Source organism: Streptomyces sp. NPDC001668 (assembly GCF_042893155.1).
Classification (GTDB): Bacteria; Actinomycetota; Actinomycetes; order Streptomycetales; family Streptomycetaceae; genus Streptomyces.
This window is the reverse complement of sequence record NZ_JBIAUQ010000003.1, coordinates 671,251-695,775: the sequence shown is the minus strand read 5'-3', so window position 1 is coordinate 695,775 and position 24,525 is coordinate 671,251. Positions and strand designations below refer to the sequence as shown.

Sequence of the window (24,525 nt, the reverse complement as noted above, 5' to 3'; positions counted from 1 at the left end):
CTGACTGACATCTCAGATCTAGCTAAGTGATAGCACAATACCCGTCCTCGGCAACCTTGAAGCTCTCTCGGAGGTCTGGTTCCGAGGAGGCGGGTGCTGATTCTCACGCCCTCCTGAGGCCGGATCGAAGGCCCGGTGTCATATAGACCGGTGTTAGCTTTCTGAGCTGACCTGTGCCACGAACCTGTGTGGCCGCCGATGAGGAAGCGGAGCGAGTCGACCCATGGGACGAGCGGAAGAGAGAAGAGCACGTCAGCGCGGTGGCCGCCGCGCGGCGCCGCCCACGCGCTCGTCCGGGACGCCGAGCGAGGGCCTCGCGACCGGCGGCCGGGCCGCGGCGCGCAAGGCCGCCGCGCGGGGTAAGAAGGGCGCGAAGAACGGTAAGAGCGGCATACGCCGGCTCTTCACCTGGAAGAAGATCCTCGGCGCGTTCTTCGGCTTCTGCCTGCTCGGCATCGGCGCCTTCGTCGTGATGTACATGATGATCGACGTGCCGAAGGGCAACGCGAAAGCCCAGGAACAGAGCAACATCTACCAGTACAGCGACGGCTCGGTCATGGCCCGCGAGGGCGACACCAACCGCGAGATCGTCGACCTCTCCGAAGTGCCCAAGCCGGTGCAGCGCACCTTCGTGGCGGCGGAGAACAAGACCTTCTACACGGACGCGGGAGTCGACTTCAAGGGCATCGCCCGCGGACTCTTCAACACCCTCTCCGGCAAGGGCAAACAGGGTGGCTCCACGATCACCCAGCAGTACGTCAAGAACTACTACCTCGACCAGGACCAGACCGTCACGCGCAAGCTGAAGGAACTGGTCATCTCGCTGAAGGTGGACCGCGAGACGCCCAAGGACGACATCCTCGCCGGCTACATCAACACCAGCTACTACGGCCGCGGCGCCTACGGCATCCAGGCCGCCGCCCAGGACTACTACCGGGTCGACGCCAGCAAGCTCAGCGTCGAGCAGGGCGCCTATCTCGCCGCGCTGCTCCAGGCCCCGAGCCAGTACGACTGGGCGGTCGCCAGCGACACCGGCAGGAAACTGGTGACGGCCCGCTGGAACTACGTCCTGGACAACATGGTCAAGCAGGGCTGGCTGGACAAGGCCAAGCGGGACAAGATGACGTTCCCGTTCCCCAAGGAGCCCAAGGCCGCGCCGGGGATGGAGGGCCAGAAGGGCTACTTCATCAAGCTCGCCAAGCAGCAGCTCGAGAAGCAGCTGATGGCCAAGGAGAACATCACCCAGGACGAGGCCGAGGCCCGGGTCGAGAACTCCGGATGGACCATCACCCTGAACATCGACAAGAAGAAGCAGGCCCAGCTGGAGAAGGCGGTCAAGACCCAGCTGATCAGCCAGCTCGACCCGAAGAAGCGGCCGGTCGACAGAAACGTCCAGGCCGGTGCCGCCTCCGTCGACCCCAAGACGGGGAAGATCGTCGCCCTGTACGGCGGCACGGACTACACCAAGCACTACTTCAACAACGCCAACCGGACCGACTACCAGCCCGCCTCGACCTTCAAGCCGGTCATCCTCGCCGCCGCCCTGGAGAACGCCTCCGAGACACAGGACGGCAAGGCGATCGGCGCCAACACGATCTACGACGGCACCAGCAAGCGTCAGGTCGTGGACAGCAACGGCAACAAGGTCGGCTTCGGTCCCGAGAACGAGGACGACGCGAACTACGGCAAGGTCACCGTGCAGACGGCGATGGACAAGTCCATCAACTCCGTCTTCGCGCAGATGGGCGTGGACGTCGGCATGGACAAGGTGCTGGCGACGGCCACCAAGCTCGGCATGGACACCGGCAAGCTGAGGCCGCTGCCCGCCTACACCCTGGGCACGATGGGCGCGAGCCCGATCCAGATGGCCGGTGTGTACGCCACCCTCGACAACCACGGCAAGCAGGTCACGCCGACCATCATCAAGTCGGCGGAGCAGGGCGGCACCGAGTTCCAGATGCCCGACCCGATCGGCGAGCAGGTCATCAGCCGGGAGGCCGCCGACACGGTGACCTCGGTGCTGACCGGTGTGGTCGACGACGGTACGGCCAAGAAGGCCGTCCAGCAGAACCCGGCCCGTGACGGCCGGAAGGTCGCCGGCAAGACGGGTACCTCCGACGACAACAAGTCGGCCTGGTTCACCGGCTACACCCCGGACCTGGTCACCTCGGTCGGTCTGTTCGGTGAGGACTACAAGACCCACGGGCAGAGCAAGCTGTACAACACGGCCGGCCTCGACCGCGTCAACGGCGGTGGCTTCCCGGCGGAGATCTGGGCGGAGTACACCTTCGGCGTCGCGGGCAAGAACACCAAGTTCGACCTGGACACCGACCAGGGCGCCGCGGTGCAGCCGACGTGGACCCCGAAGCCCTCGGTGACCCCGTCGGAAACTCCCTCGGAGACGCCTTCGGAGACGCCTTCGGAGACCCCGTCCGAGACGCCCTCGCAGACGCCGTCGCAAACCCCGTCGCAGACGCCGTCGCAGAGCGCGCCGACCGGTGAGCAGAGCACCCCGGTCGAGACATCGACCTCACCGCTGAATCCGTTCGACCCGAACGCCGACCAGTAGCGAAAGAGAGAGGGCGCCCGGTGATGACCGGGCGCCCTCTCTCGTCGGCTGTGCGGGGCGTCGACTAACCCCTGTTGAGCTCGAACCACACCACCTTGCCGGTGCTCAGCCGAGTGGCCCCCCACCGCCGGGCGAGCCGGTTCACCAGGTAGAGCCCACGCCCGCCCTCGTCGGTGGCCCGGGCCTGCCGCAGACGCGGCAACTGCGGCACGTCGTCCCCGACCTCGCAGCGCAGCACATCGGTCCGCAGCAACCGGAGCGTCACCGGCCGCGTCGCGTACCGCACGGCGTTCGTCACGACCTCGCTCACCAGCAGCTCGACGGAGTCGGTCAGATCCTCCATGCCCCAGCGGGACAAGGCCCGCCGCGCGAGCCGCCGGGCCCGGCCCGGTGCCGCGTCCTCCGGCTCCAGGAACCAGTACGCCACATCACTGGGCGCGATCCCGTCGAAGCGGGCCGCGAGCAGCGCGATGTCGTCGTCCCGGTCACCAGGACCGAGCATGTCGAGCACCTCGTCGCACAGCGCCTCCAGCGGCGGCGGATGATCCGGCCCGGTCAGCTGCGCGGTGGCGGCGAGCTTCTCCCGCAGCTGCTCTATCCCGGTCCACACGTCCCGCAGCCGCGACTCCACGAGCCCGTCGGTGTACAGCAGCAGCGTCGCCCCGGCCGGCGCGTCCAGCTCCACGGCCTCGAAGTCCACGCCCCCGACACCGATCGGCGCGCCCGGCGGCACCCGCAGCACCTCGGCCCGGCCGCCCAGATGCAGCAGCACCGGCGGCGGATGGCCGGCGTTGGCGATGGTGATGCGGTGCGAGACCGGGTCGTAGACGGCGTACAGGCAGGTCGCCATACGGTCCGTGCCGAGCCGCTGGGCCTGCTCGTCCAGGTGGTGCAGCACCTCCTGCGGGGGCAGGTCGAGCCCGGCGAGGGTCTGCGCGGTCGTGCGCAGCTGGCCCATGATCGCCGCGGAGGTCATGGAGTGGCCCATGACGTCACCCACGACCAGCGCCACCCGGCTGCCGGGCAGCGGGATCGCGTCGTACCAGTCGCCGCCCACCCGGGCCGTCTCGGCGGCCGGCAGATAGCGCGAGGCCAGCCGCACGCCGGTCGGCCGGGGGAGCGTCTCGGGCAGCATGGTGCGCTGGAGCTCGTCGGCGATGTACGCCTCACGGCCGTAGAGGACCGCCTTGTCGATGCCCAGCGCGCTGTGCGTGGCGAGCTGGGCGGCGACGAGGAGGTCGTCCGGGTCGAAGGGGATGCGGTCGGGGCGGCGCAGGAACAGCGCGGCGCCGATGACCCGGCGCCGGCCGCGCAGCGGGGCGAGGATCGCGCGCCGGCCCGTCGGTACGGCGAATTCGGCACCCTCGCCGAGCAGTTCCGGCAGCGCGGCATGGGCCGCCGGCGTGTCCGTGAAGACCGGGCGCACCCCGCGCAGCACCTCCGCGAGTGCGCTGCCGGGCTGCACCTCGCACAGCTCGGTGCCGAGCGCGTCCAGCTCGGTCGGGTTCTCCGGCACCGGCACCGGCAGGATGCCGTCCTCCAGGTCCCGCTCCTGCTGCGGGATGCGGTCGCTGCGCCGCAGCCGCAGCACGAGGGGGCCGGTGGGCCGCTCGTCGCCGACGGGCAGCGGGTCGCGCAGATAGACGAGGATCGCGTCCGAGAAGGTCGGCACGGTCGCCCGGCACAGCCCCATCACGATCTCGTCCAGGTCGATGCCGCGGGCGATCCGGCGGGTGGCCGCGCCCACGAAGCGCAGGCGGTCTCCGTCGCGCCGCATGGGCGTGGGCCGGCCCGGGGGCAGCCCCTTGCCGGTACGGCGCTCGTCGCCGCTCTGGGGCGGCCGCTCGTCCTCGCCGCCCGGCTGGACCGGGATCCCCTCGGGGACGGGCCGCGGGCGGTGGGTGTCCGGCTCCGCGGCGGCCGGCTGGGAGTGCTCGGGGCCGGTACCGGCCGGGTTCATGCCCATGTCCTTGTTGTCGCCGGTCTTCCCGGTCCTGCCGGTCGTGCTGTTGGTGCCTCGGGCGACGGGTGCCGCCTCCGGCGCGGGGTCAGCGGAGCGTGCCTGGACGGCCTGGACGGGTAAAGCGGCCGGCGCCTCGACGCCCTGGGCGGGCGGCGGTGCCGGGGAACGCAGGAGCGCCCCGCGGGGGTCCGTGGGGTCGACGCCCTGCTGGGGGCGTTCGAAGGAGGTCGGGTGCTCCGTCACGCGTGTCGAATCCGTCCGTCCGGGGCTGCACGCCGTACGCGCAGTTGGTCCCGCCGAAATCCCGATACCCGGAATACGTGTCCCAGGAACGGAATTCCCGCGTGGTCAGGGGCTGTTCCTGCGTTTTCGGTCAACCTCGCGCGGCCCGCGCCGGTGTTGCCCTCGTACCCCACGCTCACGTCCTGCCGCCCCTCGGTGACGATCGGTCAAGCCCAGTGCCCGCTCCGGTAGTTGCCGCTGCGCACTCTTGCGGAGGACGATCCTACGTTTGCAGCCCGGGGGCGCATCAAGGGTCTCATGAGGACAAGTGCGCGGGCGTACGGTCCCAGTCTTCCGGAAGGAGCGGGACACTCCAGGACGGATCGGGCCGCCAGTCGGGCCAGCCGTCCGAGAACGGCGGGCCCCAGGCGCGGATCACCTCCACCGCGGACCGTCCCGCCGCCCTGACCCGTTCGGCCAGGTCAGGTCCCATCAGCCCGTCCCGCTGTGCCTGTGCGAACTCGTCCTCGTCCCGCCACTGCCAGGCGCGGTCCGGATCCACGGTGATGTCCAGGAAGTGATCCTCGGAGTCCACGCCCCCGGCCCAACGCGCCAGCGGCTCCTCGAGGTTCACGTACCAGTTCTTGAACCGCCAGCCCGGCTCCCAGAACAGCCACACCGACCACGGCAGCCCCGGCCGGGCCAGCTTCAGCACCCCGGTGCCGAACCAGCGGTCCCGCTGGACCGAACGCGGCTTGGTGTAACGGGACTCCAGCGGCTCGGCGTGCACCGGTGTGCCGTCGGCCAGCACCGGCTTCACACACTCGGTGCCCGGTGCCAGCCACACGGCGAGCAGGTCCTCGTCGTCGCGTACGACGGTGACCGGGCGGGCGATGTGGAAGCGCGCGCCCGCGTTCTCCCGGTAGCGCCACAGGATCTGACTCCCGGGCTCCCAGAAGCGCGCCGACGTACCTGCTTCCACCGCTCTCACCGCTCCACCGTCTGCCATGCACAGATATTAGGTGCCATAGGCATACGACGCTGCGGTGCGCGTCACGGTTCACGCCCGCGTGGGGAAAGGTTACGGCCGCGTCATCCGCAGGACATCCAGCGCCTCGTCGAGCTGTTCGGCCGTCAGGTCGCCGCGGTCCACGTATCCGCCCTCCAGCACCGCCTCGCGGATCGTCTTCTGCTCCGCGAGGGCCTTCTTGGCGACCTTCGCGGCCTCCTCGTACCCGATGTACTTGTTGAGCGGGGTGACCACGGAGGCCGAGGACTCGGCGTACTCCCGGGCGCGTTCGCGGTGGGCGACGATGCCGTCGACGGTGCGGTCGGCGAGCAGCCGGGAGACGTTGGCGAGCAGCCGGATCGACTCCAGGACGTTCTTCGCGATGACCGGAAGCATGACGTTGAGCTCGAAGTTGCCGGCCGCTCCGGCGGTGGTGACGGTGGCGTCGTTGCCGATCACCTGGGCGGCGACCATGAGCACGGCCTCCGGGATCACCGGGTTGACCTTGCCGGGCATGATCGACGAGCCGGGCTGGAGGTCGGGCAGCGAGATCTCGGCCAGGCCGGTCCTGGGCCCGGAGGACATCCACCGCAGGTCGTTGGCGATCTTCGTCAGGCCGACCGCGATGGTCCTGAGCTGCCCGCTGGTCTCGACGATCCCGTCCCGCGCGCCCTGCGCCTCGAAGTGGTCCCGGGCCTCGGTGAGCGGCAGCCCGGTGGCGCGGGCGATCTCCTCGATGACGGCGGCGGCGAAGCCGGGCGGGGTGTTGATGCCGGTGCCGACGGCGGTGCCGCCCAGCGGCAGTTCGGCCAGCCGGGGCAGCGAGGCCTCCAGCCGCTCGATGCCGTACCGCACCTGCGCCGCGTACCCGCCGAACTCCTGACCCAGCGTCACCGGGGTGGCGTCCATGAGGTGGGTCCGCCCGGACTTCACGACGTCGGCGAACTCCTCCGACTTGCGGGTGAGGGCCGTGGCGAGGTGGTCGAGGGCGGGGATGAGGTCCCGGGTGACGGCGGCGGTGGCGGCGATGTGGATCGAGGAGGGGAAGACGTCGTTGGACGACTGGGAGGCGTTGACGTGGTCGTTGGGGTGCACGCCGCGCCCCTCGCCCAGCCGCTCGCTCGCCAGGGTGGCGATGACCTCGTTGGTGTTCATGTTGGACGAGGTGCCGGAACCGGTCTGGAAGACGTCGATGGGGAAGTGCGCGTCCCAGTCACCGCGGGCCACCTCGTCGGCGGCCTCCTGGATCGCCTCGGCGATGTCCTTGTCGAGCACGTTCAACCGCGCGTTCACCTTCGCGGCGGCGCCCTTGATCCGGGCGAGCGCCTCGATGTGGGCGCGCTCGATGTGCTGGCCGGAGATGGGGAAGTTCTCGACGGCACGCTGCGTCTGAGCCCGCCACTTGGCGTCCGCCGGGACTCGGACCTCGCCCATGGAGTCGTGTTCGATTCGGTAGTCGCTCATGTTCTGTACAGCGATCGGGAGGCCGGGGATGTTCCGGCCGCTGGGCCACACGTGGGATATGGCCCAGGTTTCACCGAGGCCGTGTCGAGGACGGGTGAAAAGGAAGGGCGGACCGTGTGAAGACGGACGTCGACGCTTCCGTCGCCGCCCGATCGGCCGCGCTGTTCGGGTCACCCTGGTGCTCATGGCCAACCGCGCGGCGGGGGCGGAGGTCCGTCCCCGCCGCACCGTCGCTACGCCAACCCCGGTGAACCTCGGCTGAGACGCGGGGGGCGGAGTAGTCCCTGGCGGGGCGGAGCCCCTGGGGACGGGACGCGACGGGACGGGGAGGGGCGGCGGGGGCGAAAACCATCCCCCGCCGCACCACAGGCGCTACGCCAGCCCTGGCCCGCGAACCGGGATCGAAGTGAACGTCGGCGCCGGAGCGGGGTCCTGGAAGAAGTCGTTGCCCTTGTCGTCGACCACGATGAACGCCGGGAAGTCCTCGACCTCGATCTTCCAGACCGCCTCCATGCCCAGCTCCTCGTACTCGACGACCTCGACCTTCTTGATGCAGTCCTGGGCGAGCCGGGCGGCCGGACCGCCGATGGAGCCGAGGTAGAAGCCGCCATGCGTACCGCACGCGTCGGTGACCTGCTTGCTGCGGTTGCCCTTGGCCAGCATCACCTTGGAGCCGCCCGCCGCCTGGAACTGCTCGACGTAGGAGTCCATACGGCCGGCCGTCGTCGGGCCGAAGGAACCGGACGCGTAGCCCTCGGGCGTCTTCGCCGGACCCGCGTAGTACACCGGGTGGTCCTTCAGGTACTGCGGCATCTCCTCGCCCGCGTCGAGCCGCTCCTTGATCTTGGCGTGCGCGATGTCACGCGCCACGACCAGCGGCCCGGTGAGCGAAAGCCGCGTCTTCACGGGGTACTTGGTGAGCTCCGCGAGGATGTCGTCCATCGGCTGGTTGAGGTCGATCTTCACGACGTCACCGTCGGACTCGAGGTGCTCGTCCGTCGTCTCCGGCAGGAACCGCGCCGGATCCGTCTCCAGCTGCTCCAGGAACACACCCTCCGCGGTGATCTTCGCGACGGCCTGGCGGTCGGCCGAGCATGACACGGCGATGGCGACCGGGCAGGACGCGCCGTGCCGGGGCAGCCGTACGACCCGCACGTCGTGGCAGAAGTACTTGCCGCCGAACTGCGCGCCGATCCCGATCTTCTGCGTCAGCTCGAAGACCTTCTCCTCCAGCTCCTTGTCCCGGAACCCGTGCCCGAGTTCCGAGCCCTCGGCCGGGATCTCGTCCAGGTAGTGCGCGGAGGCGTACTTCGCGGTCTTCAGCGCGTACTCGGCGCTCGTGCCGCCGACGACGATCGCCAGGTGGTACGGCGGACAGGCGGCCGTACCGAGCGAACGGATCTTCTCCTCCAGGAACTTCATCATGGAGGCCTCGTTGAGGACGGCCTTCGTCTCCTGGTACAGGAACGACTTGTTGGCCGAGCCGCCGCCCTTCGCCATGAACAGGAACTTGTACGCGCCCCCGTCGGTGGCGTACAGCTCGATCTGCGCCGGGAGGTTGGAGCCGGTGTTCTTCTCGTCCCACATGGTCAGCGGGGCCATCTGCGAGTACCGCAGGTTGAGGTTCAGGTACGCGTCGTAGATGCCCTTGGACAGGGCCTCCTCGTCGCCGCCCCGTGTGAGCACGTTCTGGCCGCGCTTGCCCATGACGATCGCCGTGCCGGTGTCCTGGCACATCGGGAGGACGCCCGCCGCCGCGATGTTCGCGTTCTTCAGCAGGTCCAGCGCCACGAACTTGTCGTTGCTGGAGGCCTCCGGGTCGTCGATGATCCGCCGCAGCTGGGCGAGGTGCGCCGGCCGCAGGTAGTGCTGGATGTCGTGGATGGCCTCCTCGGCGAGCTTGCGCAGCGCCTCCGGCTCCACCTTGAGGAAGGTCCGCCCGTCGGCCTCGAAGGTGGAGACACCCTCGGAGGTCACCAGCCGGTAGGGGGTGGTGTCCTCTCCCATGGGGAGCAGATCGGTGTACGCGAACTCAGGCATCTCAGCCCATTCCTCACTCTGCGGGTCGACCACCCGCCTCCGTCGGCGGGCCCCAACAGCCTAGAACCTGTCCAAGGACGGCGGCTTGTGAGGTAAGGCTCAGTCGGTTCACCGAGAGTTGTCCACAGGTCTAGTCGCGATCTATCGCGTTTCGGTACGCTGCTGCCGTGGACCTTCACAAGCCCGACCTTCAGAAGCCCGACCTTCAGAAGCACGCGGGCCCCGCCCCCGCGGTGGCCGACCTGCGTGCCTCGGACGCCGACCGCGACCGTATCGCCGACATCCTGCGCGAGGCCCTCGCCGAGGGCCGCCTCACCGCGGACGAGCACGCCGAGCGGGTCGAGGGGGTGCTGAGCGCCAAGACGGTGGCCGAGCTGGAGGTCTTCATACGGGACCTGCCGGCGGCCCACGAGCGCCGTGCCGCCCCTGCCTGGACCCCGGCCCCCAACCGCCCGACCGACGCGATACCCCACGACCCGGACGACAACGTGGTGGCGGTCTTCAGCGCCGCCGTCCGCAAGGGCCGCTGGCGAGCGGGCCGCCGCATCCACGCGTACGCGGTCTTCGGCAGCGTCGAGATCGACCTCAGTGAGGCGATCTTCGAGTACCGCCAGGTCGTGATCAAGGCGTTCTCCTTGTTCGGCAGTGTCGAGGTGCGGGTCCCCGAGAACATCTCGCTGCGCGGCACGGGCGTCGGTGTCCTCGGCGACTTCCAGGTGGACACGCTCGACGCGGCCGAGCCGGACGCGCCCGTGGTGTACGTCGACGGCTGGGCGGTCCTCGGCAGCGTCGATGCCAGGCCCCGGCGCGGCAAACTCGTCGCGGACATCCTCGACCGGGTGCAGCGCGCGGTCGACCGCAAGGTCGACAGGAGTTTGCGCAAACACCTGGATCGTTGACGGTTGTGAATCCGGGCAGGTATGAGGGGCGGGTGTCCGCCCCGGCTGGGCTCCCGCGGGCGCGCGCGACCCCCCGGAATCCAGCGGTTGGGGACTCAGTGCATAGGCGCGCGCACAGCGGGTAGGGCTTGCTGCATCGTCTCTCGCTCGCGAAGCCGTCGTCAGGAGTAGACCGTGCTGCAACCGCATTCGTCCCTGCAGGTAGCTGCCGTTCCGGCCCAGCGGGTGCCAGTGCGGGACAGGGACCAAGACGCTCCATGGCACACCGAGGCGGTGTGCCGGCGCGACGAGGCCGGCCTGTTCTTCGCCCCGTCCAAGGAACCCACCGCCGCCAGGCTCTCCCGCGAGGAGGCCGCGAAGCGCGTCTGCGCCCGCTGTCCGGTCATGGTCGAGTGCCGCGAGCACGCCCTGCTGCAACCAGAGCCCTATGGCGTCTGGGGCGGCCTGACCGCGGCGGAGCGCCGGGTGGTCCTGGCCCGGCGCAGGCGCCGCGACATGGAGCTGAAGAAGGCGGCGCGGGCGGCACGCATAGCCCAGGCGGGCTGAGTCCCGTACAAAAAGAGAAGGCGCCCCCACCGCACCGGGGGCGCCTTCTTGAGCTGGGGGTGAGCGGACTCCCTCAGGGGCGCGGGGAACTGCGCGAGAAACCCCCACGCAGCCGCACCCGCCAACGCTCCAGACCCCCCGAGCTGCCAGACGCTATTTGGCGCGATCGAAGTCAATCGCGCTGTACGCCCGCAGCTTGCTCAGCCTGTGCTCCGAGTCGATCCTGCGCACCGTCCCCGACTTCGACCGCATCACGATGGAGTCGGTCGTCGCCGTCTCCGACCGGTACCGCACGCCCCGCAGCAGCTCACCGTCGGTGATCCCGGTCGCCACGAAGAACACGTTCTCCCCGGACACCAGGTCGTCGGTGGTCAGCACCCGCTCCAGATCGTGCCCGGCGTCGATCGCCCGCGCCCGCTCCTCGTCGTCCTTGGGCCACAGCTTGCCCTGGATCGTCCCGCCGAGGCACTTCACGGCACAGGCCGAGATGATCCCCTCGGGCGTACCGCCGATGCCCAGCAGCATGTCGACGCCGGTGCCCTCGCGCAGCGCGTAGATCGATCCGGCCACGTCACCGTCGGAGATCAGCTTGATCCGGGCGCCCGCCTCCCGGATCTCCTTGATGATCCCCTCGTGCCGGGGCCGGTCGAGGATGACCACGGTCACGTCCTCCGGAGTGACGCGCTTGGCCTTGGCGACCCGCCGGATGTTCACGGACACCGGGGCGTCGATGTCGACGAAGTCCGCGGCCTCGGGCCCTGTGACCAGCTTGTCCATGTAGAACACGGCGGACGGGTCGAACATCGAGCCCCGGTCCGCCGCGGCCAGTACGGAGATCGCGTTCGGCATGCCCTTGGCGTTCAGCGTGGTCCCGTCGATCGGGTCCACGGCGATGTCGCACTCGGGGCCGGTCCCGTCGCCGACGTGCTCGCCGTTGAAGAGCATCGGCGCCTCGTCCTTCTCGCCTTCGCCGATGACGACGACGCCGTTCATCGACACGGTGGAGACGAGGGTTCGCATGGCGCGCACCGCGGCGCCGTCGGCGCCGTTCTTGTCACCCCGCCCGACCCAGCGGCCGGCGGCCATCGCGGCGGCTTCGGTCACCCGGACGAGTTCCAGGGCGAGGTTGCGGTCGGGGGCCTCGGAGGGGACCTCGAGTTCGGACGGCAGATGATGATGCTCGGTCATCGGAGCGCACCTTTCTGATACGACGACGGCCGGATGAGGGTTCGACCGTCGACTCTATCGTCAGTCCGACAAAATGAGCAGGGGACCCCACGGATGAGCGGACCGGGCACCTGCGACGATAGGGGCGTGGCAGGTTCGAACGGCAAGCAGAAGACGGTCCGGGACATGATCCTCTCCCTGGGCCTGATCGGGATCGCGGCGGCGGTCATCTACGTGTTCATCCCACACGACGACTCCGCTCCCGACATCAAGACGGTCGACTACCGCGTCGAGCTGCTCACGGCCCGCCGCGCGGCCTCCTATCCGGTGGCCGCGCCCGTGGGCCTGCCGGCCGGCTGGAAGGCGACCTCGGTGCGCTTCCGGGGAGACCAGTCCGACGCCTGGCACCTGGGCTTCCAGGCGCCTGGCGATGAGTACGTGCAGATCGAGCAGTCGACTCAGAAGCCCGCGGAGTTCATCGACGAGGCGAGCCAGGGCGGCGAGGCGACGAAGCAGACCCAGGAGATCGCGGGCCGCACCTGGACGCGGTACACCGGCGGCCGCTACGACGCCCTCGTGCACCAGGGCGACGGGGCGACCACGGTGGTCGCGGGCACGGGATCGCTCGCCCAGCTGACCGAGATGGCGAAGGCGCTGAAGATGGCGTGAAGGCATGGAGACGGGCGTGACGACATGAGGAAGGGCCCCCACCGAGTGGGGGCCCTTCCTCATGTCAGGTGTCTCAGACGGTGGTGACCACGTCGTCGTACGACAGGCGCGGGGAGCGCGGGAACCAGGCGTCCTCGCCCGGCTTGCCGATGTTGACGACCATCAGCGGGGTGTGGTCGTCGTCCAGGAACTCCTTGCGGACGCCCTCGAAGTCCAGACCGGTCATCGGGCCGGCGGCGAGGCCCGCGGCACGGACGCCGATGATGAAGTAGGCGGCCTGCAGGGCGGCGTTCAGCCCGGCGGCACCCTCGCGGGCGGGACGCTCGCTGAAGAAGAGGTCCTTGGCCTGCGGGAAGTGCGGGAAGAGCTGCGGCAGTTCCTCGTGGAACTCGTTGTCCGCGGAGAGGATCGCGACCAGCGGGGCGGTGGCGGTCTTCGGCTGGTTGCCCTCGGCCATGTGCTGGACCAGGCGCTCGCGGGCCTCGGCGGAGCGGACCAGGGTGATGCGCAGCGGGCTCTGGTTGAAGGCGGTCGGGCCGTACTTGACCAGGTCGTAGATCGCCTGGACCTGCTCGTCGGTCACCGGCTCGTCGGTGAAGGTGTTCGCGGTGCGGGCCTCGCGGAACAGCAGGTCCTGGGCGGCGGGGTCAAGGACGAGAGACATGTGGAACCTTCTCGGGTTGGACGTCGGCCCCAGAAACGGACCGTGGACCGGTTGACATCTCCGACCGTACGCGAATGAAGTTCAACCTTCAACCAAAAGCAGGCCGTGGTGATCCGCTTCACAGATCACCCGGACCTCCTACTCGGAGTCGTCCGCGCCTTCCTCCGACTCCTCGGCCAGTGCCGCGTCCAGCCGCGCCCGCGCCCCGTCCAGCCAGCGCCGGCACACCTTGGCCAGCTCCTCGCCCCGCTCCCAGAGCGCGAGGGACTCCTCGAGGGTCGTACCGCCCGCCTCCAGCCGCCGTACGACCTCGATCAGTTCGTCCCGCGCCTGCTCGTACCCGAGCGCCTCTTCGGCCACCTTGCTGGTCATCCGCCCACCCTATGCATCGACTCGGACAGTGAACTCACCCTCGGCGACCCGCGCCCGCAGGGTCTCCTCCGCCGCCACCTCGTCCGGCGCCCGCACCACGTGCCCGTCGGCCTTCTGGAGCACGGCGTAGCCGCGCTGGAGGGTCGCGGCGGGGGAGAGGGCCACCACGCGTGCGTGCGTGTGCGTCAGCTCGGAGTCGGCGCGGTCCAGCAGATGGCCCAGGGTGCGGCGGGCGCGGTCGGCCAGGGCGGCCACATGGTCGGCGCGCTCGTCGATCATCCGGTGCGGATCCTCTATCGACGGCCGCGCGAGGGCCTGCGCGAGGCCGCGCTCCTCCCGCTGGAGGAAGGACTCGACACACCGCCGCGCCCGGTCCCTGAGCGCCCGCACCCGCTCGTACTCCTCGCCCACGTCCGGTACGACCTTCTTGGCCGCGTCCGTCGGCGTGGAGGCCCGCAGATCGGCCACGTAGTCCAGCAGCGGGGTGTCCGGCTCGTGCCCGATCGCCGACACCACCGGCGTACGGCAGGACGCGACCGCCCGGACCAACTGCTCGTCGGAGAACGGCAGCAGATCCTCCACGCTGCCCCCGCCGCGCGCCACGACGATCACGTCCACGTCGTCCAGCGCGTCGAGCTCCTTGACCGCCTGCACGACCTGTGGGACCGCGTGCACCCCCTGCACCGGGACGTTGCGCACCTCGAAGCGGACGGCGGGCCAGCGGTGCCGGGCGTTCTCCAGGACGTCGCGCTCGGCGGCCGACGCCCGCCCGCAGACCAGCCCGATCAGCTGCGGCAGGAACGGCAGCGGCTTCTTGCGCTCCGCCGCGAACAGCCCCTCGGCGGCCAGGGACTTCTTCAGCTGCTCCAGCCGGGCCAGCAGCTCACCGACCCCGACCGGCTTTATCTCGGTGGCCCGCAGCGAGAGCTGACCCCGCGGCGCGTACCACTCCGGCTTCGCCAGTACGACGACCCGGGCGCCCTCGCTGACGACATCGGCGACGTCGTCGAAGACCTGGCGGAAGCAGGTCACGCTCACCGAGATGTCGTACGACGGGTCGCGCAGCGTGAGAAAGACCACGCCCGCGCCCGGACGCCGGGAGAGCTGGGTGATCTGCCCCTCGACCCACACGGCGCCGAGACGGTCGATCCAGCCGCCGATGAGGCGCGACACCTCGCCGACGGGCAGAGGCGCTTCGGGGGTCGAGTTCACAGCCATGCCGCGAGCGTAACGGGCGGGTACGACAACGCACGGTCACCGGCGGTGAACCACCCGGCTGCGCTGGGCGACGAACATCCAGAGCCGTCACCGGTCAGGAAGCCGTCGGCTGCCTGTTGCGCTGGGCGGCCAGCACTCCGAGCCCGATCGCGAACCACACCGCACCCACCACCTGCGCCGCCCCCGACGCCTCCACGATCACCGCCGCGGTGATCGCCGCGCCCGTCACCGGCACCAGCACGTGCCGCCACCACACGACCGGCCCGCCCCGCCGCCGTACGGCGAACCAGCCCACCACGCTCGCGTGCAGCAGTGTGAAGGCCGTCAGGGCGCCGATGTCGACCACGGACACCAGGTGGTCCATCCCGTCGTCCCGGCGTGCCGCCCACACCGCCGCGACCAGCGTGACGCAGGCCGCGCACAGCAGGGCCACGCGCGGGACGCCGGAGTCCGTCTTCGCCAGCGCACGCGGCAGGCGCCGGTCGCGGCCCATCGCGAACAGCAGCCGCCCGGCCGCCGCCTGCCCGGCCAGCGCAGCGAAGGCCGCGCCGATCGCCTTGCTGACGGCCACCAGATCGTGCAGCCAGGTGCCGGCCGCGGAGTCCACGGCGTCGTAGAAGGCGGAGCCCTGTCTGCCCGGGTCCGTCGCGTACTGGGCGGAGGTCGTCGGGTCCAGGAGGGCCACCAGATACGTCTGCGCCACGAACAGCACGCCCGCCAGGGCCAGGCAGAACAGCACCGCGCGCGCGACCTTCTCCGAACCGCCCGTGACCTCCTCCGCGAAGGAGGCGATCGCGTCGAAGCCCAGATACGACAGCACGGCGACGGACACCGCCCCGATCACCGCCGACAGCGCGAACGCGCCCTGGGTGCCGTCCCCGGACAGCGGTGACAGCCAGCCGCGTTCGGCGCCGCCCCGCGCGAGGACGACGACCGCGGACACCGCGAAGACCAGCAGGACCACGATCTCCATCGCCAGCACCAGGAAGCCCACCCGGGCCGCGGCGCGCACGCCCCACAGGTTCAGCAGGGTCGTGACGACCACCGCGAGAGCCGTCCACACCCAGCGCGAGACCTCCGGGACCAGGGAGTTCATCGCGATACCGGAGAACAGGTACGCCACGGCGGGGATCAGCAGGTAGTCCAGCATCGCCATCCAGCCCGCGACGAACCCGGCCTCCTTGCCGAGCCCCGCGCGCGCGTAGGCGAACACCGACCCGGCCTGAGGAACCACCCGCACCATCTGCGCGTAACTGAACGCGGTGAACGCCATCGCCACGGTGGCCACGGCATAGACGAGGGCGACCGCCCCGTGCGACTTGGCGTCCAGGGTGCCGTAGACGCCGACCGGCGCCATGGGGGCGATGAACAGCAGCCCGTAGACGACGAGCTCCCGAAAGCCCAGGGTGCGGCGCAGGTCGCCGTGTTCCTCCTCGGCCGTACGGTCCGCCGTGCCGGTTCCGGACATCGCGCCTCCGCCTGTGCCTCGCCCGCCGCTCCCCCCGCGTCTGTTGGTCAGTCTTCCCGGGAAGGTCATGTGCACGCGATCTTTGACCGGCCGAACGCGGCCTTACGATGGGACGCATGACTGCTTCGTCTGGCCGCCGTGTCCTGCTCGCCGCCCCCCGTGGCTACTGCGCGGGTGTGGACCGCGCCGTGATCGCTGTCGAGAAAGCCCTGGAGCAGTACGGCGCTCCGGTGTACGTCCGGCACGAGATCGTCCACAACAAGTACGTCGTACAGACCCTGGAGAAGAAGGGCGCCGTCTTCGTCGAGCGGACGGAGGAGGTCCCACCGGGCAACATCGTCATGTTCTCGGCGCACGGCGTCGCCCCGGTCGTCCACGAGGAGGCCGCGCGCGGGAAGCTCGCCACCATCGACGCGACCTGCCCGCTGGTCACCAAGGTCCACAAGGAAGCCGTGCGCTTCGCGAACGAGGACTACGACATTCTCCTGATCGGGCACGAGGGCCACGAGGAGGTCATCGGCACCTCCGGCGAGGCCCCCGACCACATCACCCTCGTCGACGGCCCCTCGGACGTCGCCAAGGTCGAGGTCCGCGACGAGTCGAAGGTCGTCTGGCTCTCCCAGACCACGCTGTCCGTCGACGAGACCATGGAGACCGTCGACGCCCTCAAGGAGAAGTTCCCGCAGCTCATCTCGCCGCCCAGCGACGACATCTGCTACGCCACACAGAACCGCCAGCTCGCGGTCAAGCAGATGGGCGCGGAGGCCGAACTGGTCATCGTGGTCGGCTCCCGCAACTCCTCCAACTCCAAGCGGCTCGTCGAGGTCGCCAAGCTGGCCGGCTCCCGCGAGGCCTACCTCGTGGACTTCGCCAGCGAGATCGACGAGGCCTGGCTGGAAGGCGTGACCACGGTCGGCGTCACCTCGGGCGCCTCGGTGCCGGAGGTGCTGGTCGAGGAGGTCCTGGAGTGGCTGGCGCAGCGCGGCTACGGCGATGTCGAGCTGGTGAAGGCGGCCGAGGAGTCGATCACCTTCTCCCTGCCCAAGGAGCTGCGGCGCGACCTGCGCGAGGAGGCCGCGGCGCTGGTCGCGGAGCGCAAGGGGACCTCCCAGGCGTGACTGTCAGTCGTCCGTCGTAACGTAGGGCCATGCAGATCTTCGGCTTGGACATCGGCGGATCCGGGATCAAGGGCGCCCCTGTGGACCTGGACAAGGGCGACCTCGCCCAGGAGCGCCACAAAGTGCTCACCCCGCACCCGGCCACGCCCGACGGCGTGGCCGACGGGGTGAAGCAGGTCGTGGACCACTTCGGCTGGACCGGCCCGGTCGGGCTGACCTTCCCCGGCGTGGTCACCGGCGGCTCCCACATCCGTACGGCCGCCAATGTCGACAAGAGCTGGATCGACACCGACGCGCGCGCGTTGTTCAGCGAGCGGCTCGGCGGGCTCCCGGTGACGGTGGTCAACGACGCGGACGCGGCGGGCGTCGCCGAGATGAACTTCGGCGCGGGCAAGGGCCGCAAGGGCACCGTCATCCTGCTCACCTTCGGCACCGGCATCGGCAGCGCGCTCTTCGTCGACGGCGCCCTGGTCCCCAACACCGAGCTGGGCCACCTGGAGCTGCACGGCCATGACGCCGAGAAGAAGGCGTCCAGCAAGGCCAGGGAGGACGAGGAGCTCACCTGGGAGCACTGGGCCCACCGCGTCCAGAAGTACCTCGCTCATGTCGAGATGCTCTTCTCGCCCGAGCTGTTCATCATCGGCGGCGGCGTCAGCCGCAAGGCGCAGAAGTTCCTGCCCCACATCGAGGGCATCAAGGCGGAGATCGTCCCGGCGGAGCTCCAGAACAACGCGGGGATCGTGGGCGCGGCGATGCGGGCGGTGCAGGAGTAGAGGGAGCGGGGAGAAGGGGTGCGGGGCGAGACCCGGCGCTCCTGCTCCCCAGCGGCGCCGTGACCGGCGCGGACGGGTGCGGCCCCGCGCGGCGGCGGGCCGTGCTCCGATGAGGAAGTGCCGGCGGCGACCACCGGCCTCGCGCCGAGGTCACTGCGACGGCCACCGTTTCAGCGGGCAGCGCGGCGAAGAGGGATGGTGGTCCACCCGTGGGCTGGTGTCGCTCCTGCCCCGCCCTGCGGCCCCGAACCGAGCAGCCAGGGAGGCGTCAGCCCGGGAGGCGTTCCCCGTGCCGTCGGCTCTCACGTCAGCGCGAGCGGCCCCGTACCAGACGGATCCTGCGGACCAGTGCGATGAGGCCGGCGGCCAGGGTGCCGGCGTAGAGCCAGCCGGCCTGGGTGGCCAGCGCGGTGAACAGGCCCATCAGACGGCCCGAGGTGCCGCCGCCGCTGTCGGCGACCGGGACCAGCCCGACGGCGAAGGCGATCGGCACGATGATCGGGGCGGTCAGCAGATCGCCCCGGCGCATCCACACCGCCGTCAGCACACTGACCGGGACGAACAGCACGCCGTACACCGTCAGCGACGAGCCGAACAGCAGGGAGACGAGGCAGCCGAGCAGGAACATCAGCCCGGCGCAGAACAGACCGCCGCCGAGCCCGGTGAGCCGGGGGTTGGGCAGCCGTCGCAGCGTCTGGACCACGGGGGGCGGCGGGCGGCGGGCCACCGGTGGTCGGCGCTCGCCGCGGGCCTGCGCGGGCAGCGGCGCTTTCGGTGTCGGGCGTCGCGTTCCGTTGTGCGGGGGGCGGGTCCTGTAGTGCTCCACTGGACCAACTTAGGTCTGTTTATGTGTGGAATCGCCCTTGAGACACGCCGTGGGAAAGACCTTGGCCATGCGTTCGAGAGGGCCGCCAGGACGGGGTACGGCACGCCGTAGACTGGTGGATCGGCCCCCTGGCCGCCAGTCTCCTCACGTCTCCTCTCACGTACGGGAAGTCGCAACGTGTCGCTCACGATCGGAATCGTCGGTCTGCCGAATGTCGGCAAGTCGACCCTGTTCAACGCCCTGACCAAGAACGACGTGCTGGCGGCCAACTACCCGTTCGCCACGATCGAGCCGAACGTCGGCGTGGTCGGCGTCCCGGACCCGCGCCTGACGAAACTGGCCGAGATCTTCTCCTCCCAGAAGATCCTCCCGGCGACCGTCGACTTCGTGGACATCGCGGGCATCGTGAAGGGCGCCTCCGAGGGTGAGGGCCTGGGCAACAAGTTCCTCGCGAACATCCGTGAGTCCGACGCGATCTGCCAGGTCATCCGCGCCTTCAAGGACGAGAACGTCGTCCACGTCGACGGCAAGGTCTCGCCCAAGGACGACATCGAGACGATCAACACCGAGCTGATCCTGGCCGACCTCCAGACCATCGAGAAGGTCCTGCCCCGCCTCCAGAAGGAGTCGCGGATCAAGAAGGACGTCGTGGCGAAGGTCGCGGCGGTCGAGGCGGCGAAGGAGATCCTGGAGAAGGGCGACACCCTCTTCTCCGCGGGCATCGTCCAGGGCTCCGGCAACGAGGAGCTCCTGCACGACCTGCACCTGCTCACGACCAAGCCCTTCCTCTACGTCTTCAACGTCGACGAGGACGAACTGGTCGACGACGCCTTCAAGGACGAGCAGCGCGCCCTGGTCGCCCCCGCCGAGGCGATCTTCCTGAACGCCAAGCTGGAGGCGGACCTCGCCGAGCTCGACGAGGCCGACGCCATGGAGCTGCTGGAGTCGGTCGGCGCCGAGGAGCCCGGCCTGACCACCCTCGCCCGCGTCGGCTTCAACACCCTCGGCCTCCAGACCTACCTCACGGCCGGTCCCAAGGAGTCCCGCGCCTGGACCATCAAGAAGGGCGCCACGGCCCCCGAGGCGGCCGGCGTGATCCACACCGACTTCCAGAAGGGCTTCATCAAGGCGGAGGTCATCTCCTTCGACGACCTGGTGGAGACCGGTTCGGTGGCCGAGGCCCGCGCGAAGGGGAAGGCGCGGATGGAGGGCAAGGACTACGTCATGCAGGACGGGGATGTGGTGGAGTTCCGTTTCAACGTCTGAGAACAAGTCAGAAACCTGCGCCCGACACGCTTCCCGGCGGGTCGGGCACAGGTTTCTTTCCGTAGAGGGGGCGGGGGCGTGGGACGAGGCGAGCGGGAGACGGTCGCGAGAGGGGCGCGGCTGTACGAGGCGGCGCAGGCGGTGGTCGCTGACCATGCACGGGCCGCGGAGGCGGTTCGGGCGGCCCTGAAGCCGATCCACGACACGGAGGTGCGGCGGGAACTCGACGCCATCCCCGTGGCCCGGCTGCAGGACGTCACCGGGGGGCGGCTGCGGCTCGGGAGTGTCGAGAAGAGCGGCCTGCGCACGGTGGGCGCGGTTCTCGAAGCCGGCCCCTACCGGTTGCGGCAGATTCCCGGTGTCGGACAGCGCACCGTCGACCAGGTGCTCGCGGCCGCCCGCCGGCTCTCCGAGGCCGCCGACGAGACGGTGGCCGTCCACATCGACGTGGAGCGGCCGGAACCGAGCACCACCGCGCTCGTCATGGCCCTGCACGTCCTGGTGGAGGCGGGCCCGGACGCCCGGCGTGCGGTCGACAAGGCCGCCGACCTGTCGAAACGGCTCGGTCCGCTGCTCACCGACGCCAGGCCCGCCGTCGGGCGGATCCGGATCCTCCTGGCGGGCCAGGAGAAGAAGGCCCGCGCGTGGGCCGCCGTCACGGAGATCCGGTCGCTGCTGGACGAGGCGGAGCAGGCGGACCTGCCCGGGCTGTTCGCCCAGGCCTCGGTGGACCTGCTCCGGGGACCCGCGACCGACCTCGCGGCCTGGGTGGACTTCGAACTCCGCTCCGCCGAGTACTACAGCCTGCTCGCGGAGATCTCCGGACGGCCGCCGAACACGGCCGCCGCCGAGGGCTTCCTGCCGGACGAGATCGCCGAGCGGGTGCGGACCCAGCACCTCGACGACGCGCACCGGCGGGTCTCCCTGCGCGGTTACCAGGCGTTCGGCGCGCGGTTCGCGCTAGCGCAGCGCAAGGTGATACTCGGCGACGAGATGGGACTCGGCAAGACCATCCAGGCGATCGCCGTACTGGCACACCTGGCCGCCGCCGGACAGAGCCGCTTCATGGTCGTCTGCCCGGCGAGCGTCCTGGTGAACTGGACACGGGAGATCGAGGCCCGCAGCGCCCTGCGGGCCACCGTGCTCCACGGCCCCGACCGGCACCACGCGTACGCCGACTGGAAGGAGCGGGGCGGGGTGGGGGTGACCACCTTCGACGCGCTGCGCGGTTTTCCCGCGCCGGGCGACGGGGAGGTCGGCCTGCTCGTGGTGGACGAAGCGCACTCGGTGAAGAACCCGAAGGCCAAGCGGTCCCAGGCGGTCGCCCAGTGGTCCGAGCGGTGCGGGCGCACCCTCCTCATGACCGGAACCCCGATGGAGAACAGGGTCGTGGAGTTCCACCACCTGGTCCGGATACTCGACGCCGACCTCGCGGACTCCCTCGGCGAACGGGACGCGGTGGCCGGATCGGTCGCCTTCCGCAAGGCCGTGGCCCCGGTCTACCTGCGGCGCAACCAGGAGGACGTGCTGACGGAACTCCCCAGTCTCCAGCACACCGACCAGTGGGAGGAACTGAGCGCGTCCGACGAGGAGGCGTACCGGGAAGCCGTGCGCGCGGGCAACTTCATGGCGATGCGCAGGGCCGCGTACCTGCGCCCCGAGAAGTCGGCCAAGCTGGACCGGCTCCGTGAGATCGTTCGGGAGGCCGGGGAGAACGGGCAGAAGACGGTCGTCTTCTCCTACTTCAGGGACGTACTGAGCGTGGTGGAGGAAGCCCTCGCCGCCGAAGGCACCAAAGGCACCGAAGGCACCGAAGGCACCGCGCTGTTCGGCCCCCTCACCGGAAGCGTCCCCGCTGGACGGCGGCAGCAGATCGTCGACGACTTCACCCGTGTCCCGGGCCCCGCGGTGCTCCTGGCGCAGATCCAGGCAGCGGGCGTCGGCCTCAATCTGCAGGCCGCCTCCGTCGTCGTCCTCTGCGAACCCCAGATCAAGCCGACCATCGAACACCAGGCGGTGGCCCGCGCCCACCGTATGGGCCAGGTCAGACCGGTCCGGGTCTACCGCCTCCTCGCCACCGGGGGTGTCGACGAACGTCTGGTGAAACTGCTGGAGGCCAAGACCCGCCTCTTCGACGCCTACGCCCGCCGCAGCGCCGTTGCCGAAGCCTCCCCGGACGCGATCGACGTGTCGGACACCGAACTGGCCCGCCAGATCGTCGAGGAGGAACAGGAGCGTCTGGGCATGCGGGACGAGAGGCTCACGGCGGCGGAGTGAGTCGGGAACGGCGTGCGAAGGCCATCACCGTCAGACGGCCCCCGCTCCAGCCCCCGCCACCCACCGACAAGCCTGCACATACCCCCGCACCAGCGCCCGCCCCCCGTCCTCCTTCCGCCAAGCCAGCACGTACCTGCTCGGCCCGATCCCGCGCACCGGCCGCGTCACCACCCCGCCCAGGGTGATCAGCGGCGCGTTGCCGGCGGCCACGAGGCAGACGCCCAGGCCGGCGACGAGGGCCTCGTACGTCTCCTCCGTGCCGGCGATCTCCGCGCCGACGCGGGGCGGGCGGCCGGACCGTTCGTCGAGGGCGAGCCAGAAGTCGCGCAGGGGGCCCGCGCTCGGCGGCAGGGCCAGGAACGGTTCGTCGGCCAGGTCGGCGAAGTCGATCTCCTCGCGCGCGGCGAGCGGGTGGGTGTCGGGGAGGGCGACCAGGCGGGGCTCCTCGGCGACCACCGTCCAGTCGTAGCGCTCCTCGTCGGGGAGGGGCAGCCAGACGAACGCGACCTGCGTCCCGCCGTCCGCCAGACCCGCGGTGGGGTCCTGCCAGCCCATCTGCCGCAGCCGTACGACCGCCTCCGGATGCGCGGCCGTGAAGCGGGAGCGGATCGCGGGGAGCAGACCGCCGCGGCCGGGGCTGGTGCTCATGCCCACCACCAGCGTGCCGCGTCCCGCCGCCCGGGCCGCCGCCAGCGCCGCGTCCGCCGCCGTCCAGGCCGCCAGCACCTGCCGGGCGTGCGGCAGCAACGCCTCACCCGCCTCGGTGAGCAGCACGCCCCGCGGGTCCCGACGGAACAGCTCCACGCCCAACTGCCGTTCCAGCGCCCGGATCTGCTTGCTCAACGCGGGCTGCGAGACGTACAGCCGCTCGGCGGCACGCGTGAAGTGCAGTTCCTCGGCCACCGCCAGGAAGTAGCGCAGATCCCGTACATGCACGTCCGTCGTCATAGCCATCGGTTATCACCGTGGGTCTTGGACCGGCAACCGACTTCCGCAGCAGGCTGGTTCCTGGAACAGCCCGAGAACGAGGAGACGTCATGAACAAGGTCTGGCTGATCACGGGTGCGAGCAGCGGGTTCGGGCGGGCGATTGCCGAGGCGGCGCTGGCCGACGGCGATGTCGTGGTGGGCGCCGTCCGCAGGCCCGAGGCGCTGGACGACCTGGTGGCCGCGTACCCCGACCAGGTGGAGGCGCTGCGCCTGGACGTGACCGACACGGCCGCCGCGGAGGCCGCCGTACAGGATGTGCTGGCCCGGCACGGGCGGATCGACGTGCTGGTCAACAACGCGGGCCGTACCCATGTCGGCGCCTTCGAGGAGACCACCGACGCCGAGCTGCGCGAGCTGTTCGACCTGCATGTCTTCGGTCCCGCAGCGCTCACCAGGGCGGTGCTGCCGGCCATGCGCGAGCGGCGTGCGGGTGCGATCGTGCAGATGAGCAGCATGGGCGGGCAGCTGTCCTTCGCGGGTTTCTCGGCGTACAGCGGGACGAAGTTCGCGCTGGAGGGACTGTCCGAGGGGCTGGCCGACGAGGTCCGGGAGTTCGGCATCAAGGTGCTGATCGTGGAGCCGGGCGCCTTCCGCACCTCGCTGTTCGAGCCCGGCCGGGCGGGGGCCAGTGCCGACAGCGGGGTCTACGCCAAGGTGAGCGAGACCCGCGGGTTCGTCTCCGGCGGCGACGGCACCCAGGCCGGCGACCCCGCGAAGGCGGCCGCTCTGATCCGCGCCGCCCTCGACGCCGAGGAGACCCCGCTGCGGCTGCCCCTCGGCGACGACGCGGTGACCGCCGTACTGGACCACCTCGACGGAGTACGGGCCGACGTCGCCGCGTGGGAGAAGACCACGCGGGCCACCGCCTTCGACGGCTGAGACGAGCGCACCCCAGGTGCCGGACGAGCCGGTCAGGCCAGGTCGAGGCGGATCGTCGCGCCGTCCGGGGCGCCGTGGACCCGCTGGGCGATCGGCCCGCGGATGCGCATCGCGGTGACCGCCGTAC

At 70.4% G+C, this 24,525-nt stretch carries 20 protein-coding genes; 9 read left to right on the top strand and 11 right to left on the bottom strand.

The annotated features are described in order from the left end of the window. Nucleotides 1-223: 223 nt before the first annotated feature. Nucleotides 224-2,569, top strand: coding sequence for a transglycosylase domain-containing protein (locus ACFYZ8_RS12840; protein ID WP_388534889.1), 2,346 nt, complete (start codon nucleotides 224-226; stop codon nucleotides 2,567-2,569). 64 nt (nucleotides 2,570-2,633) lie between these two features. Here ACFYZ8_RS12840 and ACFYZ8_RS12835 read toward each other — a convergent pair whose 3' ends face one another. The 4 genes from ACFYZ8_RS12835 to ACFYZ8_RS12820 form a co-directional block, all read right to left on the bottom strand. Then, the gene (locus ACFYZ8_RS12835; RefSeq protein ID WP_388534886.1) at nucleotides 2,634-4,775 is read right to left on the bottom strand and encodes a SpoIIE family protein phosphatase; all 2,142 of its coding nucleotides are present in this window, start codon (nucleotides 4,773-4,775) and stop codon (nucleotides 2,634-2,636) included. A 295-nt stretch (nucleotides 4,776-5,070) separates the two neighbouring features. Then, nucleotides 5,071-5,763 carry a DUF402 domain-containing protein gene (locus tag ACFYZ8_RS12830; protein ID WP_359030132.1) on the bottom strand — a complete coding sequence of 231 codons (693 nt, stop codon included), beginning with the start codon at nucleotides 5,761-5,763 and terminating at the stop codon, nucleotides 5,071-5,073. Between the two features lie 72 nt (nucleotides 5,764-5,835). Then, the gene (locus tag ACFYZ8_RS12825) at nucleotides 5,836-7,227 is read right to left on the bottom strand and encodes a class II fumarate hydratase (protein ID WP_359030133.1); all 1,392 of its coding nucleotides are present in this window, start codon (nucleotides 7,225-7,227) and stop codon (nucleotides 5,836-5,838) included. Between the two features lie 372 nt (nucleotides 7,228-7,599). Further along, entirely contained in the window at nucleotides 7,600-9,267 is a 1,668-nt protein-coding gene (locus tag ACFYZ8_RS12820; protein ID WP_359030134.1) for a fumarate hydratase, read from the bottom strand. A 167-nt stretch (nucleotides 9,268-9,434) separates the two neighbouring features. Between ACFYZ8_RS12820 and ACFYZ8_RS12815 the strand changes: the two genes are divergently transcribed. Both ACFYZ8_RS12815 and ACFYZ8_RS12810 read left to right on the top strand, forming a co-directional pair. Next, nucleotides 9,435-10,166, top strand: a complete 732-nt coding sequence (locus tag ACFYZ8_RS12815; RefSeq protein WP_388534882.1) for a DUF1707 domain-containing protein — start codon at nucleotides 9,435-9,437, stop codon at nucleotides 10,164-10,166. A gap of 174 nt (nucleotides 10,167-10,340) precedes the next feature. After that, nucleotides 10,341-10,712, top strand: a complete 372-nt coding sequence (locus ACFYZ8_RS12810) for a WhiB family transcriptional regulator (RefSeq protein WP_359030136.1) — start codon at nucleotides 10,341-10,343, stop codon at nucleotides 10,710-10,712. 153 nt (nucleotides 10,713-10,865) lie between these two features. Here ACFYZ8_RS12810 and glpX read toward each other — a convergent pair whose 3' ends face one another. Then, nucleotides 10,866-11,900 (bottom strand): class II fructose-bisphosphatase, encoded by a 1,035-nt coding sequence (gene glpX, locus ACFYZ8_RS12805; RefSeq protein ID WP_359030137.1) that lies wholly within the window; start codon nucleotides 11,898-11,900, stop codon nucleotides 10,866-10,868. A gap of 126 nt (nucleotides 11,901-12,026) precedes the next feature. On the opposite strand from glpX, the gene ACFYZ8_RS12800 reads away from it, so the two are divergent. Continuing rightward, nucleotides 12,027-12,548, top strand: a complete 522-nt coding sequence (locus ACFYZ8_RS12800; RefSeq protein WP_359030138.1) for a DUF4245 domain-containing protein — start codon at nucleotides 12,027-12,029, stop codon at nucleotides 12,546-12,548. 73 nt (nucleotides 12,549-12,621) lie between these two features. Here ACFYZ8_RS12800 and ACFYZ8_RS12795 read toward each other — a convergent pair whose 3' ends face one another. From ACFYZ8_RS12795 to ACFYZ8_RS12780, 4 genes are all read right to left on the bottom strand, one after another. Next, nucleotides 12,622-13,212 (bottom strand): malonic semialdehyde reductase, encoded by a 591-nt coding sequence (locus ACFYZ8_RS12795; RefSeq protein WP_359030139.1) that lies wholly within the window; start codon nucleotides 13,210-13,212, stop codon nucleotides 12,622-12,624. A 138-nt stretch (nucleotides 13,213-13,350) separates the two neighbouring features. Next, on the bottom strand, nucleotides 13,351-13,584 hold the full coding sequence (locus ACFYZ8_RS12790) for an exodeoxyribonuclease VII small subunit (RefSeq protein WP_359030140.1): 234 nt from the start codon (nucleotides 13,582-13,584) through the stop codon (nucleotides 13,351-13,353). A gap of 9 nt (nucleotides 13,585-13,593) precedes the next feature. After that, nucleotides 13,594-14,802 carry an exodeoxyribonuclease VII large subunit gene (gene xseA / locus ACFYZ8_RS12785; protein WP_388534877.1) on the bottom strand — a complete coding sequence of 403 codons (1,209 nt, stop codon included), beginning with the start codon at nucleotides 14,800-14,802 and terminating at the stop codon, nucleotides 13,594-13,596. Nucleotides 14,803-14,896: 94 nt separating this feature from the next. Continuing rightward, complete coding sequence (locus ACFYZ8_RS12780) at nucleotides 14,897-16,270, bottom strand: APC family permease (RefSeq protein WP_388534874.1); 1,374 nt, start codon at nucleotides 16,268-16,270, stop codon at nucleotides 14,897-14,899. A 107-nt stretch (nucleotides 16,271-16,377) separates the two neighbouring features. Here ACFYZ8_RS12780 and ACFYZ8_RS12775 point away from each other — a divergent pair, with 107 nt between their 5' ends. Continuing rightward, nucleotides 16,378-17,388, top strand: coding sequence for a 4-hydroxy-3-methylbut-2-enyl diphosphate reductase (locus tag ACFYZ8_RS12775; protein WP_359030143.1), 1,011 nt, complete (start codon nucleotides 16,378-16,380; stop codon nucleotides 17,386-17,388). Nucleotides 17,389-17,417: 29 nt separating this feature from the next. Next, nucleotides 17,418-18,161: a polyphosphate--glucose phosphotransferase gene (ppgK, locus tag ACFYZ8_RS12770; RefSeq protein ID WP_359030144.1), complete on the top strand. Its 744-nt coding sequence runs from the start codon at nucleotides 17,418-17,420 to the stop codon at nucleotides 18,159-18,161. Nucleotides 18,162-18,468: 307 nt separating this feature from the next. Here the strand turns inward: ppgK and ACFYZ8_RS12765 are convergent, their stop codons facing one another. Next, nucleotides 18,469-18,987, bottom strand: coding sequence for a DUF6542 domain-containing protein (locus ACFYZ8_RS12765; protein WP_359030145.1), 519 nt, complete (start codon nucleotides 18,985-18,987; stop codon nucleotides 18,469-18,471). Nucleotides 18,988-19,164: 177 nt separating this feature from the next. Here ACFYZ8_RS12765 and ychF point away from each other — a divergent pair, with 177 nt between their 5' ends. Beyond that, a complete protein-coding gene (gene ychF / locus ACFYZ8_RS12760; RefSeq protein WP_359030146.1) occupies nucleotides 19,165-20,253 on the top strand; it encodes a redox-regulated ATPase YchF in 1,089 nt (362 codons plus the stop codon). A 78-nt stretch (nucleotides 20,254-20,331) separates the two neighbouring features. Beyond that, nucleotides 20,332-22,530: a DEAD/DEAH box helicase gene (locus tag ACFYZ8_RS12755; RefSeq protein ID WP_388534869.1), complete on the top strand. Its 2,199-nt coding sequence runs from the start codon at nucleotides 20,332-20,334 to the stop codon at nucleotides 22,528-22,530. A 30-nt stretch (nucleotides 22,531-22,560) separates the two neighbouring features. Here the strand turns inward: ACFYZ8_RS12755 and ACFYZ8_RS12750 are convergent, their stop codons facing one another. Further along, nucleotides 22,561-23,484 carry a LysR family transcriptional regulator gene (locus ACFYZ8_RS12750; protein ID WP_388534866.1) on the bottom strand — a complete coding sequence of 308 codons (924 nt, stop codon included), beginning with the start codon at nucleotides 23,482-23,484 and terminating at the stop codon, nucleotides 22,561-22,563. An 83-nt stretch (nucleotides 23,485-23,567) separates the two neighbouring features. Between ACFYZ8_RS12750 and ACFYZ8_RS12745 the strand changes: the two genes are divergently transcribed. Beyond that, nucleotides 23,568-24,398, top strand: coding sequence for an oxidoreductase (locus ACFYZ8_RS12745; protein ID WP_388534864.1), 831 nt, complete (start codon nucleotides 23,568-23,570; stop codon nucleotides 24,396-24,398). Nucleotides 24,399-24,525 lie beyond the last annotated feature (127 nt).